Source organism: Polaromonas sp. P1_H6, assembly GCF_056405195.1.
The window spans coordinates 35178-50211 of record NZ_JBFUCN010000004.1 but is presented as its reverse complement, the minus strand read 5'-3'; the positions used below and the strand labels follow the sequence as shown (position 1 = coordinate 50211).

Sequence of the window (15034 nt, the reverse complement as noted above, 5' to 3'; positions counted from 1 at the left end):
TTAAACAGTCTCGATTTTTGCCAGGAAGCCGGAGCGCTCCATCACGGCCAGCGGCTGGGCATTGAGCCCCGCGACCACCAGCCGGCCGCCGCGCAGCACGATGGCCTTGTGCAACTGCTCGAGCACGTCCAGCCCCGAGGTGTCCAGCGACTGCAGCGACTGCACATCCAGCCGCACGACCAGGCCCTTGGGCGCGCTTTCCACCACGCTCAAGATGGGATCGAGCTTGGCCACCGCGCCGAAGAACAGCGAGCCGTAGAGCCGGAAGCTCGCGGTGTCGGCGTCGCGCGAGACCTCGACCACCTGGAACAGGCTGCTCATGCGCTTGACGAAGAGCACGCAGGCCAGGATCAGCCCGACCTGCAGGGCCACCGTGAGGTCGAAGACCACGGTCAGGAAAAACGTGCCCAGCATGATGAGCCGGTAGTGGCTGCTGGCCTGGGGCAGGCGGGCGAACTCGCGCCATTCACCCATGTTCCAGGCCACGTAAAGCAGGATGCCGGAGAGCACGGCCAGCGGCACGTGCACGGCCAGCGGCGCGGCGGCCAGCACGATGACGACCAGCGTGAGCGCATGCACCAGGCCGGAGACCGGCGACGTGGCACCGGAACGCACATTGGTCACGGTGCGGGCAATCGTGCCGGTGGCCGGCATTCCGCCGAAAAAAGGCACGACGAAGTTGGCCACGCCCTGGGCCATCAGCTCCTGGTTGGGGTCATGGCGCGGCAGGCCCGAGACCTGGTCGGCCACGCGCGCGCAGAGCAGCGACTCCACCGCGCCCAGCATCGCGATGGTGATGGTGGGCGCCACCAGCAGGCGCACCGTTTCCCAGGAAAAATCCGGCAGCGCAAAGGAGGGCAGGGCGCGCGGGATGCCGCCGAAGCGCGTGCCTATGGTCTCCACCGGCAGTGACAGCGCGTAGCTGAAGGCCGTCAGCGTCACCAGCGCCACGATGGGGCCGGGCATGCGCGAGGCCATGCGCGTGGCGCGCTTGAGCTGCACGCCCTCGACCGCCTGCATCATGCGTATCAGCCGCATGGTGAAGCCGCCGGCGCCGCGCGACTGCGTGTCGAACAGCCGGGGCCAGATGAACAGGCCCAGCAGGCAGATGAGGCCCAGGCCCAGCGCATAAGGGTTGAAGCTGTCCAGGTGGCCGCCCAGGACCTTGATCTGCGAGAAAAAATCGGCGGGCATTTTGGGCACGACCAGGCCCAGCAAATCCCTGACCTGCGACAGCGCGATCAGCACCGCGATGCCGTTGGTGAAACCCACGACGATGCTGACCGGCACATAACGCACCAGCGTGCCCAGCTTCAGCAGGCCCAGCAGGAACAGCAGCACGCCGGCGCAGGCGGTGGCGATCAGCAGGTTGGCCAGGCCGTAGCGCTCGAGGATGCCGTAGACGATCACGATGAAGGCGCCGGCCGGCCCGCCGATTTGCACCGCTGAGCCGCCCAGTGAGGCGATCAGCGCGCCGGCGATGATGGCCGTCCAGATACCGGCCTCGGGCTTGAGGCCGGACGCGATCGCAAAGGCCATGGCCAGCGGCAAGGCCACAATACCGACGGTGACGCCGGCCCCGGCGTCTTTCAGAAAGCGCTCCCGCGTATAGCCCGCCAGCGCTGAAAACAGGCGGGGGCGGAAGGACGCGAGGTAGGCGGGCCAGTGCATGGGTCCCCGATTGTGGCGCTGCGAGTTGTCGGACGAAGCGTCCTTTGCGTGACTTTTTTCCATTGTTCGCAATGTAAAGATTCGTTACATTAAAGGCGAGAATTAGACCTAATTGATTACTTTTTAGGGGGCTTACTGACTCAAAGCTTGTCGGCTAGGTCAGGATACGCCTCGGCATGTTCGGCATGCTTTTTTCGGGGGACGTGATTGCCTGTTGTTGTTTCTTCGCTGGTACTGCCGCGCTTGCCATCCCTTGCCGCCTTCCTGGCCGCTTTGCTGCTGGCCCACGCCATGGCGCTGGCGCAGGAAGTTCCTGTTTCCCCAGCGCTAGACGCTCCCGCCGGTATCCCCGCCACAAACCCCGCAGCCGTGGTGACTGGCCCTTTCAAGGCCGGGCGCGGCGTCATGGGCGAGGGCCAGGTGCTGGTCGACAACTCGGGCACGCTGACCTTCGAGCAGGTTCGCAGCAAGTTTGATGCCGGTGAGGGCAGTCCCGTCGAGTCAGGGGCCATCATGCCCACCGGGGGCGGGGCGGCGCTGTGGTACCGGCTGGCCTTGCCGGCGGTCGGTGAGCCCACGCCACTCATGCTCACCGTTCCCCATCCCAATATGGACAGCGTGGACCTGTACCGACCCGCGCCTGGGGCATCCGGCGCCGGTGCCTGGCAACTCGAGCGTTCGGGCGACGCGGTGCCCGTCTCGGCCTGGCCGGTGCGCCATCTGACGCCGGCGTTCGAGCTCCTGCTGCAGCCCGGCGAAACCCGGCCCACCTACCTGCGCGTGGCGCACAACTATCCCATCAGCGTGCCCTGGCAACTGTCCGACCCCGACAGCTTCCACGAACAGTCCAAGGAGGCGCACCTGCTGCTCGGGGTGTACATAGGCCTGGTGCTGCTGATCGCGCTGATGAGCGCGCTACATGCCGCGTCCTGGCGCGACGGCATCCATCTTTTTTTCGCGGGCTATGTGCTGGTGGTGGCAGCGGGCCAGCTGGCGCTGACCGGGCTGGCCGGTGAATTCCTCTGGCCGGGCAGCGCCTGGTGGAACGACAGTGCGCCGGTCGCCATGACGCTGGCCACCGCCGCGTTGCTGCACCTCTTTTTACGGCAGATGGTGGTTGACCGCGACGCACCCTGGCTGTCACGCGGCCTGCTGATGATGACGCTGATAGGCGCGGGCATCCTGGCGGCTTTCCTGGTGATGGGCAACAAGTCCTCCTTCAACCTTGCCACCCCTTATTACCTGGGCAGCATGGCCGTCTACCTCAGCGTGGCCGGCTGGTATGTCTGGCGCCGGCCCCTGGTCGGCATGTGGGTGCTGGCCGCCATGGTCTGCCTGACGGTGGGTTCGGTGTTTCCCATACTGCGTACGCAGGGCCTGCTGCCGCTGGGGGTGGCCACGCAGTACGGCGCGCAGATAGGCGCGGCATTCGAGATCCTGCTGCTGGTGGTGGCCCTGTACCTGCGCAGCCGTGAAAAGCGCGACAACCAGGCCCGCGTCGGCGCGCTCACGCGCGTGGACCCCTTGACCGGGCTGGGCAACCACCGTGTGTTGCTGCTGCGGCTGGACGCCCTGCTGGTGCGCCAGCGGCGCGACCCGGGCGCCGGCGCGGTGATGCGCGTGCGGCTGGGCAACGCCATCGACATCCGCCAGGATTACGGCATGGAAGCGGCGCAAAGCGCGGTGGTGCAGGCCGGGGCCTGCGTGGCGGGGGTGGCCAGCGACGGCGATACCGTGGCGCGGCATCGAGACGGCGATTTTCTGCTGATCCTGCAGGGCCACCTCACGCGCGACGAACTCACGCAGATGGCGCAGCGCCTGATCGCCCGCGGCCTGGCCGACAGCCCCAGCCTGCCGCCCGGCACCATGATGCAGTTCAGGATCGCCGTGGCCGAGGCGCCTTTCAACCAGCCCGACGCCGAGCAGTTGCTGCACGCCATGGGCGATGTGCTGAGGGAGCTGTCTGGCCGTTCCGGCACCGGCCTGCGCTTTATCAGCGCGGCGGCAGGCTGAGGCCGGGCGGCGCGGAAAGCGCTCGCCCTGTCCGCGGCTTAGTGGATGCGCATGCCCGGCATCGCGCCCGGCAGCGGTTCCAGCACATAAATACCCGGCTGGGCTTTTTCATCGGCATGGCTGGCGGCCAGCACCATGCCTTCGCTGATGCCGAACTTCATTTTTCGCGGCGCCAGGTTGGCGACAAGCACCGTGAGCTTGCCGACCAGGTCTTCGGGTTTGTAGGCCGAGGCGATGCCGCTGAACACATTGCGCATGCGGCCCTCGCCGGCATCCAGCGTCAGGCGCAGCAGCTTGGTCGAGCCTTCGACCGCTTCGCAGTTGACGATTTTCGCGATGCGAAGGTCGACCTTGGCGAAGTCGTCAATCGTGATAGTGGGGGCCAGCGCCTCGCCGCCCGGCAGGTCCGTGGGCGCGGCTGGTGCGGCTTCGGCCTGGGCCGGTGCTTCAAACAGCGCATCGAGCTGCTTGACGTCGACGCGCTGCATCAGGTGCTTGTAGTCGCCGATCACATGGCCCTTGCCCAGCATGGCGCCGGCGTCGGCAAAACCCAGCGGGCCGACCTTCAGGAAAGCCTCAACCTGCGCGGCCAGCGCGGGCAGCACAGGCTTGAGGTAAATCGTGAGCAAGCGGAAGGCTTCGATGCAGACGGTGCAGACGTCCTGCAGGCGCGCGTCCATGCCGTCCTGCTTGGCGAGCTCCCAGGGTTTGTTTTGGTCCACATAGGCGTTGACGCGGTCCGTCAGCAGCATGGTTTCGCGCAGGGCCTTGGCGAATTCGCGGCTCTCATACAGCGGCGTGATCACGTCCTTCGCGGCGCGCAGCGCGTCCAGCAGCGCGGCGCCGTCGGCCGACACTTCGCCGAGTTGGCCCGCAAAGCGCTTGCTGATAAAACCCGCGGCGCGGCTGGCGATATTGATGTACTTGCCCACCAGGTCGCTGTTGACGCGCGCCATGAAGTCGTCGGCGTTGAAGTCGATGTCCTCGTTACGCGCATTGAGCTTGGCGGCCAGGTAGTAGCGCAGCCATTCGGGGTTCATGCCCAGGCTCAGGTACTTGAGCGGGTCCAGGCCGGTGCCGCGGCTCTTGCTCATCTTCTCGCCGTTGTTCACGGTGAGGAAACCGTGCACAAACACGTTGTCTGGCGTCTTGCGGCCGCTGAAGTGCAGCATGGCCGGCCAGAACAGGGTGTGGAAGGTGACGATGTCCTTGCCGATGAAGTGGTACTGCTCCAGGCCGGGCGTGGCCATGTAGGCGTCGTAGTTCTCGCCGCGCTTTTCGAGCAGGTTTTTGAGCGAGGCCAGGTAGCCGACCGGCGCGTCCAGCCATACATAAAAATACTTGCCCGGCGCATCGGGGATTTCAATGCCGAAGTAAGGCGCGTCTCGGCTGATGTCCCAGTCGCCCAGGCCTTCGCTCTTCGTGCCGTCGGCGTTCTCGCGCACCGAGAACCACTCCTTGACCTTGTTGGCGACCTCGGGCTGCAGCTTGCCGTCCTGCGTCCATTTTTCGAGGAATTCCACGCAGCGCGGGTCGGACAGCGTGAAGAAAAAATGCTCCGAGCTCTTGAGCACCGGCTTGGCGCCCGACAGGGCCGAATAAGGATTGATCAGGTCGGTGGGCGCGTAGACTGCGCCGCAGACCTCGCAGTTGTCGCCGTACTGGTCCTTGGAATGGCAGTTGGGGCATTCGCCCTTGATGAAGCGGTCGGGCAGGAACATGTTCTTCTCGGCGTCGAAGAACTGCTCTATGGTCTTGGTGGCGATCAGGCCGGCTTTTTTGAGGTCCAGGTAAATCTGCTGCGCGAGCTGGTGGTTTTCCGGGCCGTCGGTGGAATGCCAGTTGTCGAAGCTGATGTGGAAACCGTCCAGGTAGGGCTTGCGGCCCGCGGCGATGTCGGCCACGAACTGCTGCGGCGTCTTGCCGGCTTTTTCGGCGGCGATCATGATGGGTGCGCCGTGGGCGTCGTCGGCGCCCACGAAATTCACGGCATGGCCCTGCATGCGCTGGAAACGCACCCAGATGTCGGCCTGGATGTATTCCATGATGTGGCCGATATGGAAATTGCCGTTGGCATAGGGCAGGGCGGTGGTGACGAACAGGCGGCGCTGGGACATGGTTATCTTTGTAGGCTTAATGAGGGTAGAACCTGTTCACGGTCTAAACGGGGCCGCGTTGGGGTGCAATCGGGATGAGTGGGCCGACCGGGCACGTCGCATGGGCTAATGCCCATGCAAGGGACTGGGTGGCTCAATCGCCCGATTTCACCCCAACCCGGAGGGCAAGCGCCTTCTCGGGCGGTCTGCGGCGTTGCGGCGCTAACCCATAGCTGTGCTATGGGTGTCGCACCGCGCCTTGCATCCCATCCCGAGAAGGTGCTTGCGCGGCCCCGTTTAGACCGTGAACAGGTTCGAACCCGCGATTTTAAGTCGCCCAGGGGCTACGTTGCCCCGCCAAGCCCCCATGACCCCAGTGGGCGCCGCCACGGCGTTAGACTTCAGGCCAAGCCCCCCGCAGGCCCGCCGCTCCCCCAGCGCCGGCCCACCCCGACAGATTCAACGGAGTATTTCCCCATGTCCCTGGACACACAGGCAGTCCTGAATGCCGCACAGACCGTGCTCGACCCGAATACCGGCAAGGATTTCGTCAGCACCAAGGCGCTTAAAAACCTGCAGCTCAGCGGCAGCGACGTGTCCTTTGATGTCGAGCTGGGCTACCCGGCCAAGAGCCAGATTGCCGGCCTGCGCAAAAGCCTGATCGCCGCCGTCAAGGGCGTGGCGGGTGTGGGCAACGTCTCGGTCAACGTCACGGTGAAGATTGCCAGCCACAGCGTGCAGCGCGGCGTGCAGCTGCTGCCCAACGTCAAGAACATCATCGCGGTGGCTTCCGGCAAGGGCGGCGTCGGCAAAAGCACCACCGCCGTCAACCTGGCCCTGGCCCTGGCGGCCGAGGGTGCCAGCGTCGGCCTGCTCGACGCCGACATCTACGGCCCCAGCCAGCCCATGATGATGGGCATAGAAGGCCGGCCCGAGAGTGTGGACGGCAAGAACATGGAACCCATGGAGAACTACGGCATCCAGGTGATGTCCATCGGTTTCCTGGTCGCCCAGGACGAGGCCATGATCTGGCGCGGCCCCATGGCCACCCAGGCGCTGGAGCAGCTGCTGCGCCAGACCAACTGGAAAGACCTGGACTACCTGATCGTCGACATGCCGCCCGGCACCGGCGACATCCAGCTCACGCTGTCGCAGCGCGTGCCCATGACGGGCGCGGTCATCGTCACCACACCGCAGGACATCGCGCTGCTCGACGCCAAGAAGGGCATCAAGATGTTCGAGAAGGTCGGCGTGCCCATCCTGGGCATCGTCGAGAACATGGCGGTGCACATCTGCAGCAACTGCGGCCATGCCGAACACATCTTCGGCGAGGGCGGCGGCAAGAAGATGGCGGCCGACTACAAGATGGACTACCTGGGCGCGCTGCCGCTGGACATGCAGATCCGCCTGCAGGCCGACAACGGCCGGCCCACTGTGGTGGCCGACCCGGACGGCGAGGTCGCCGGCATCTACAAGGCCGTGGCGCGCAAGATGGCCGTCACCGTGGCGGCCAAGGCCAAGGACTTCTCCGCCAAGTTCCCGACCATCACCATCAGCAAGAACACCTGAAGCGCACCAGGCGGCGAGGCGCACCCCCATGAACCTGCTGGCATCCCTGCGTTACCTGGCCGCTCTCGACGAGCACAAACATTTCGGCCGCGCGGCGCAGGCTTGCCACATCACCCAGCCGGCGCTGTCCAACGCGCTGCGCGCGCTGGAGCGCGAGTTCGGCACCGTCATCGTGCGGCGCGGGCGCAACTTCGAAGGCCTCACGCCCGAAGGCGAGCGCGTGCTGCTCAGCGCCCAGCGCATGCTGCATGAGCGCGAAATGCTGCAGCAGGAGCTCGACAGCGGCATCGGCAAGCCGCAGGGCAGCCTCAGCATAGGGGCAGTGCCCACCGCCATGCCGGTTGCCGCGCGCTTTTGCGCGCTGCTGCAGGCGCGCTACCCCGGCATCTCGCCGACGGTGCGCTCCATGAGCTCCAACGAGCTGGAAGCCGGCCTGGAAAGCCTGTCCCTGGACATGGGCCTGGGCTATACCGACCGGCTGCGCGCCAACGGGCCCAGCCTGCGCCAGATCAAGCAGTACACGGAGCACTACTTCTTTGTTCGCCGCGCCGCCAAGGCGAGCCAGGACCTGATGCAAATAGGCCCCAAGATCACCTGGGCCGAGGCCGCGAAACACCCCCTGTGCCTGCTCACGCGCGAGATGCACAACCGCACCATCGTCGACAAGGCCTTCCAGGAGGCTGGTGAAGCCTGCGAGCCCGTCATCCAGACCAACTCCATCCTCACACTCGCGCTGTCGGTGGCTGAAGGTAATGTCTGCACCGTGATGCCCGGCGCGCTGGTCGGCGCGGTGCGCGGCTACCGTGAACTCGAAGCCCTGCCCCTGGTCAGCCCCGAGGTGCGCACCAGCATAGGCTTCATGGCCCAGGGCGGCGACCCTTCCCGCACCCTCGAAGCGGCCCTGGCCCTGGCCCAGGACGCAGGCTGGCTGCGCCACGCCGCAGCCCACAGCGGCTTGCTCAGCGTCTAGCCGCTTCCAGCGAATCTCCCCCACACCCCAGCAAGGGGCTCCCACACCAGCAGGGGCCGCGGAACCGGCTTTGCCGGGCCGCAGGCGCAGCGGCCCCCTACGTGAGGAAAGGGGCAGCGCGCCGCAGGCTCGAAGTGCGCGACCGTGGGGGCTCTATTGATTTAGTTTTTGAATGGGGGCATGTCTCGATTCAATTTGACCGTGTTGCCGTGTGGCCGCGACACTTCGCGCACCTCGATCAGGGTGGGAAATACATAAGCAATAACACGGAGATGAAAGACATGTCAGGATTTCTCGATAAAGAGCGCATCATTGCCGGCCCCGGCTTCAACCGCTGGCTGGTTCCCCCCGCCGCGCTGGCGATTCACCTGTGCATAGGCATGGCCTACGGTTTTTCGGTGTTCTGGCTGCCGCTGTCCAGGGCGCTGGGCATCAAGGAATCCATCAAATGCGGCCCTGAAGTCGGCTTTTTCGCCGAGCTGTTCACCACCAGCTGCGACTGGAAAATTTCCACGCTGGGCTGGATGTACACCCTGTTCTTCGTGCTGCTGGGCATTTCAGCGGCCACCTGGGGCGGCTGGCTGGAACGCGCCGGCCCGCGCAAAGCCGGTGTGGTGTCGGCTGTCTGCTGGTGCGGCGGCATGCTGATATCGGCGCTGGGCATTTACCTGCACCAGTTCTGGCTCATGATCCTCGGCTCCGGCGTCATTGGCGGCATAGGCCTGGGGCTGGGCTACATCTCGCCGGTCTCCACGCTGATCAAGTGGTTCCCGGACCGCCGCGGCATGGCCACCGGCATGGCCATCATGGGCTTCGGCGGCGGCGCGATGATAGGTTCGCCGCTGGCGGCCGACCTGATGAAATATTTCGCGACGCCGACCAGCGTTGGCGTGATGCAGACCTTCGTTGTCATGGCGCTCGGCTATTTCGTCTTCATGATGGCCGGCGCTTTCGGCTACCGCGTGCCTGAAACCGGCTGGAAGCCCGAAGGCTGGACGCCGCCGCCCGCGAGCAACAACACCATGATCACGCAGCGCCACGTGCACGTGAAAAAAGTCTGGGGCATTCCCCAGTTCTGGCTGATCTGGATGGTGCTGTGCATGAACGTGAGCGCCGGCATCGGCGTGATCGGCATGGCCTCGCCCATGCTGCAGGAAGTCTTCGGCGGCTCGCTGATCGGCGTCGCCAAGAAGTTCGGCGAGCTCGACAAGACCCAGCTGGCGGCCATTGCCGGCGTCGCCGCGGGCTTTACCGCGCTGCTGAGCCTGTTCAACATCGGCGGCCGCTTCTTCTGGGCCAGCCTGTCCGACAAGCTGGGCCGCAAGATGACCTATGTGGTGTTCTTCGTGCTGGGCGGCGTGCTGTATTTCAGTGTGCCGGGCAGCGCGGCGGCCGGCAGCATTTTGCTGTTCGTCGGCGCCTTCTGCGTGATCCTGAGCATGTACGGCGGCGGCTTTGCCACCGTGCCGGCCTACCTCGCCGACATCTTCGGCACCCAGATGGTGGGCGCCATCCACGGCCGCCTGCTGACGGCTTGGGCCACGGCCGGCATCCTGGGCCCGGTGGTGGTGAACTACATGCGCGAATACCAGCTCGGCCTTGGCATCCCGCGTGAACAGGTCTATAACCAGACCATGTACATCCTGGTGGGCATGCTGGTGATAGGCCTCATCTGCAACCTGCTGGTGCGCCCGCTGAACCCCAAGTGGTTCATGACGGACAGCGAACTCGCGGAAGAAAAACGCCTGGCGCACGAAAAAGCCGCAGCCTCCGAATTGCACCGCGCCAACGGCGGCAATGGCGGCAACGGCAGCACGGTCAGCCCCGCGGTGGTGGTGCTGGCCTGGCTCGCGGTGGGCATTCCCCTGGCCTGGGGCATCTACCGCACGCTGCAAAGCGTGGCCAAGTTTTTTGCCTGAGCATTCCTTTACCGATTGATTGACGATTTTTAGTTTCAAGCCAAGCCGTCCCCSCGCCCGCGCGCGGGGACGTCGGCCAAGCCAACAATGAACCATCCTGGTCGCAGTCCCGAAGTCAAAGCCGTCGCCGTCGCCACGGTCGACGAAATGCGCGAGCGCATACGCCGCAAGAGCAAACTCAAGGGGCGCCAGGCGGATGACCAATCCCTGGACGAGGTGCGCGCGCTGATAGGCGCGCGGCCGCAGGCGGGCCACAGGCGCGACCTGTTGATCGAGCACCTGCACACGCTCAATGACGCTTACCGCTGCCTGCACGACAGGCACCTGGTGGCTCTGGCCAAAGAGATGAACATCCCGATGGCCGAGGTCTACGAGGTCGCCACTTTTTATCACCACTTTGAGGTGGTGCGCGGCGACGCCCAGGCCCCGGGCCTGACGGTGCGGGTCTGCGACGGCCTGGCCTGCGAGCTGGCTGGCGCTCAGGATCTGCTGGCGCGCCTGCCGGCGCTGCTCGGAAGCCAGGACGTGCGCGTGATCGCCGCGCCCTGCATAGGCCGCTGCGAGCAGGCACCCGCCGTGGCGGTGCACCAGCAGGCCGTGCCTTTTGCGACGTTGGAGGCCGTGGTTTCCGCGGTCGGCCAGGCCCCGGCGCCCGCAAGCACGGCGCAGGCCGCCGCTCCTTTCATCGCCGCCGATTTCGCTGAACACAGCGTGACCGGTACGGGCACCGGCGAGGTGGCCGCGATGCCCGAGTACACCGGCTACGCGTTGTACCGCGCGCACGGCGGCTACGCGCTGGCCGCCGCAGTGGTCAACGGCGAGGAAGACGCGGAACGCATCATCAAGTCCATGGAAGACTCGGGCCTGCGCGGCCTGGGCGGCGCGGGTTTCCCGGCCGGCCGAAAATGGCGCATCGTGCGCGATCAGCCGGCGCCGCGCCTGATGGCCGTCAACATCGACGAGGGCGAACCCGGCACCTTCAAGGACCGGAGCTACCTGGAGCGCGACCCGCACCGCTTCCTCGAAGGCCTGCTGATCGCGGCCCAGGTGGTGGGCGTGGAGGCCTGCTACATCTACCTGCGTGACGAATACCATGACTGCCGCGCCATCCTGCAGGCCGAGCTGGCCAAACTGTGCGCGGACCCGCCCTGCGAGCTGCCGCTGATCGAACTGCGGCGCGGCGCGGGCGCCTACATCTGCGGTGAAGAGTCCGCGATGATCGAAAGCATAGAAGGCAAACGCGGTGAGCCGCGCATGCGTCCGCCCTACATCGCGCAGGTGGGCCTGTTCGGCCGGCCGACGCTGGAGCACAACTTCGAGACCCTGTACTGGGTGCGCGATATCGTCGAAAAAGGCCCGCAGTGGTTCAGCGGCTTCGGCCGCAACGGCCGCAAGGGCCTGCGCAGCTTCAGCGTGAGCGGCCGCGTGAAGCAGCCCGGCGTCAAGCTGGCGCCGGCCGGCATCACCGTGCGGGAACTGATCGCCGAATACTGCGGCGGCATGGCCGAGGGCCACGACTTCTACGCCTACCTGCCCGGCGGCGCCTCGGGCGGCATCCTGCCGGCCTCGCTTGGCGACATCCCGCTGGACTTCGACACCCTGCAGCCTTATGGCTGTTTCATAGGCTCGGCCGCCGTCATGGTGCTGGGCCACCAGGACCGCGCGCGCGACGCCGCCCTCAACATGATGAAGTTCTTCGAACACGAAAGCTGCGGCCAGTGCACGCCCTGCCGCGTCGGCACGGCCAAGGCCGCGAAGCTGATGCAGGCCGAGCACTGGGACGGCGACACGCTCGAAGACCTCAATGTTGTGATGACCGACGCTTCCATCTGCGGCCTGGGCCAGGCCGCGCCCAACCCGGTGCGCAGCATCCAGAAATATTTCCCGCACGAGATTGGAGCCACCGCATGAACGCTCCCGCCAAACTGGTTGAAGTGACGCCGCAGACCGTCGAGTTCAAGCTCGACGGCAAGACCGTCCATGCCTACGAAGGCGAGACCATTTTCAAGGCCGCCGCGCGCCACGGCGTGGACATTCCCCATCTTTGCTACAAGGACGGCCTGCGGCCCGACGGCAACTGCCGCGCCTGCGTGGTCGAGGTCAAGGGCGAGCGCACGCTGGCGCCCAGCTGCTGCCGCAGCGCCACTGCCGGCATGGAGGTGCAGGCGCAGAGCGAACGCGCGCTCAAGAGCCAGAAGATGGTGCTTGAGATGCTGCTGTCCGACATGCCCGACGCCGGCTACAAATGGAATGAAAAAGACGAGTCGCTGCAGCACGGCGAACTCAGCGAATGGGCGGCCCGCATGGAGGTGCAGGTGCGCCCCCAACTCAAGGCCCTGCGCCGCGAGCAGCCAAAGGCCGACGTCTCGCATCCCGCCATGGCGGTGAACCTGGACGCCTGCATCCAGTGCAACCGCTGCGTGCGCGCCTGCCGCGAAGAGCAGGTCAACGACGTGATCGGCTACGCCATGCGCGGCTCGCACAGCGAAATCGTGTTCGACCTGGACGACCCCATGGGCGACAGCACCTGCGTGGCCTGCGGCGAATGTGTGCAAGCCTGCCCGACGGGCGCGCTCATGCCGAAATCCCAGGTTGGTTCGCAAGTGGTCGACAAAAAGGTCGACTCGGTCTGCCCCTTCTGCGGCGTCGGTTGCCTGCTGACCTACAACGTCAAGGACAACAAGATCGTCAGCGTGGACGGGCGCGACGGCCCGGCCAACCATTCGCGCCTGTGCGTCAAGGGCCGTTTCGGCTTCGACTATGCCCACAGCCCGCAGCGCCTGACGGTGCCGCTGGTCCGCAAGGCCGGCGTGGCCAAAGACCCCGAGGCGCTGCAACATCTCAACCGCGACAGCGCCGACTGGTCCGAGGTGTTCCGCGAAGCGAGCTGGGAAGAGGCCCTGGCCCTGTCGGCCGGCGGCCTCAAGGGCCTGCGCGACACGCACGGCAAGAAGGCGCTGGCCGGTTTTGGCTCGGCCAAAGGTAGCAACGAAGAGGCCTACCTGTTCCAGAAACTGGTGCGCATCGGCTTCGGCTCCAACAACGTGGACCACTGCACGCGGCTGTGCCATGCCTCCAGCGTCGCGGCGCTGCTTGAGGGCGTGGGCTCGGGCGCGGTGAGCAACCAGGTCAACGACGTCGAGCATTCGGACCTGATCTTCGTGATCGGCTCCAACCCCACGTCCAACCATCCGGTGGCCGCCACCTGGATGAAGAACGCGGCCAAGAACGGCGCCAAGATCGTGCTCGCCGACCCGCGCATCACCGACATCGGCAAACACGCTTGGCGAACGCTGCAGTTCAAGGCCGACACCGACGTGGCCATGCTCAACGCGCTGATCCACACCGTGATCGACGAAGGCCTGGCCGACCAGGACTTCATCAGCAAGCGCGCCAGCAACTACGAGGCGCTGAAGGAAAACGTCAAGGGCTACAGCCCCGAGGCCATGGAGCCCATCTGCGGTATCCCGGCGCAAACCCTGCGCGAGGTAGCTCGCGAATTCGCCAAGGCCAAGGGCGCGATGATCCTGTGGGGCATGGGCATCAGCCAGCACGTGCACGGCACCGACAACGCACGCTGCCTGATCGCGCTGGTCACGGTGACTGGCCAGATCGGCAAGCCCGGCTCCGGCCTGCACCCGCTGCGCGGCCAGAACAACGTGCAGGGCGCCAGCGACGCGGGCCTGATCCCCATGATGTTCCCCAACTACCAGCGCGTGGACAACGCCGGCGCGCACGCCTGGTTCGAGAAATTCTGGGACACCCCGCTGGACGAAAAGCCCGGCTACACCGTGGTCGAGATCATGCACAAGGCACTCGCGCCCGACAGCGACCCGCACAAGGTGCGCGGCATGTACATCATGGGCGAGAACCCGGCCATGAGCGACCCCGACCTTAACCACGCGCGCCACGCGCTGGCCAGCCTGCAGCACCTGGTGGTGCAGGACATCTTCATGACCGAAACCGCCTGGCTCGCCGACGTCGTGCTGCCGGCCACCGCCTGGCCCGAAAAAACCGGCACCGTCAGCAACACCGACCGCATGGTGCAGCTGGGCAAGCAGGCGGTCACGCCGCCCGGCGAGGCCAAACCCGACCTCTGGATCATCCAGCAGATCGCCCAGCGCATGGGGCTTACCTGGAACTACGCGGGCGAGCATTCGGGCGTGGCGGCCGTCTACGAGGAAATGCGCCAGGCCATGCACGCGGCCATCTCGGGCATCACCTGGGAGCGCCTGGAGCGCGAGTCCAGCGTGACCTACCCTTGCCTCACCGAAGACGACCCCGGCGCGCCCACCGTCTTCATCGATCGTTTCGCCACCAACGACGGCCGGGTCCACCTGGTGCCCGCCGACATCATCCCGGCCAACGAGCGGCCCGACGCGGACTACCCTTTTGTGCTGATCACCGGGCGGCAGCTCGAGCACTGGCACACCGGCAGCATGACGCGCCGCGCCACGGTGCTCGATGCGATTGAGCCCATGGCCACGGCCTCGCTGTGCGGCGACGACCTGGCGGAGCTCGGGCTGCAGGCCGGCGACGTGATCACCGTGCAGTCGCGGCGCGGCCAGGTCGCCATCCACGTGCGCCGCGACGACGGCACGCCGCACGGCGCGATCTTCATCCCCTTCGCCTATTACGAGGCGGCCGCCAACCTGATGACCAATGCCGCGCTGGACCCCTTCGGCAAGATCCCGGAGTTCAAGTACTGCGCCGTCGCGATACGCCGCGGCGGCCAGGTGTCGGCGACCCAGGGTTATGGCGAAGGGGTTGCCCGCTAGAGGGTCTTTGCCGGCGGG

General features: G+C 66.0%; 8 protein-coding genes. 6 read left to right on the top strand and 2 right to left on the bottom strand.

Going from position 1 to position 15034, the window contains the following annotated elements; genetic code table 11:
* Positions 1 to 1671, bottom strand: a complete 1671-nt coding sequence (locus AC1D1F_RS04990; protein WP_477678460.1) for a SulP family inorganic anion transporter — start codon at positions 1669 to 1671, stop codon at positions 1 to 3.
* A 243-nt stretch (positions 1672 to 1914) separates the two neighbouring features.
* Here AC1D1F_RS04990 and AC1D1F_RS04985 point away from each other — a divergent pair, with 243 nt between their 5' ends.
* Complete coding sequence (locus AC1D1F_RS04985) at positions 1915 to 3684, top strand: sensor domain-containing diguanylate cyclase (protein WP_477678459.1); 1770 nt, start codon at positions 1915 to 1917, stop codon at positions 3682 to 3684.
* A 38-nt stretch (positions 3685 to 3722) separates the two neighbouring features.
* On the opposite strand, the gene metG is transcribed toward AC1D1F_RS04985, so the two are convergent.
* The gene (gene metG, locus AC1D1F_RS04980) at positions 3723 to 5801 is read right to left on the bottom strand and encodes a methionine--tRNA ligase (RefSeq protein WP_477678458.1); all 2079 of its coding nucleotides are present in this window, start codon (positions 5799 to 5801) and stop codon (positions 3723 to 3725) included.
* A gap of 456 nt (positions 5802 to 6257) precedes the next feature.
* Here metG and apbC point away from each other — a divergent pair, with 456 nt between their 5' ends.
* The 5 genes from apbC (at position 6258) to fdhF (ending at position 15016) form a co-directional block, all read left to right on the top strand.
* Positions 6258 to 7349 (top strand): iron-sulfur cluster carrier protein ApbC, encoded by a 1092-nt coding sequence (gene apbC, locus AC1D1F_RS04975; protein ID WP_477677848.1) that lies wholly within the window; start codon positions 6258 to 6260, stop codon positions 7347 to 7349.
* A 28-nt stretch (positions 7350 to 7377) separates the two neighbouring features.
* Positions 7378 to 8319 (top strand): LysR family transcriptional regulator, encoded by a 942-nt coding sequence (locus AC1D1F_RS04970; RefSeq protein WP_477677847.1) that lies wholly within the window; start codon positions 7378 to 7380, stop codon positions 8317 to 8319.
* A gap of 281 nt (positions 8320 to 8600) precedes the next feature.
* Positions 8601 to 10238 carry an OFA family MFS transporter gene (locus AC1D1F_RS04965; protein ID WP_477696342.1) on the top strand — a complete coding sequence of 546 codons (1638 nt, stop codon included), beginning with the start codon at positions 8601 to 8603 and terminating at the stop codon, positions 10236 to 10238.
* A gap of 87 nt (positions 10239 to 10325) precedes the next feature.
* On the top strand, positions 10326 to 12149 hold the full coding sequence (locus tag AC1D1F_RS04960; RefSeq protein ID WP_477696341.1) for an NADH-ubiquinone oxidoreductase-F iron-sulfur binding region domain-containing protein: 1824 nt from the start codon (positions 10326 to 10328) through the stop codon (positions 12147 to 12149).
* Positions 12146 to 15016, top strand: a complete 2871-nt coding sequence (fdhF, locus tag AC1D1F_RS04955) for a formate dehydrogenase subunit alpha (protein ID WP_477696340.1) — start codon at positions 12146 to 12148, stop codon at positions 15014 to 15016. The genes AC1D1F_RS04960 and fdhF overlap by 4 nt, the downstream gene beginning before the upstream one ends.
* The last annotated feature ends 18 nt before the right edge of the window (positions 15017 to 15034 follow it).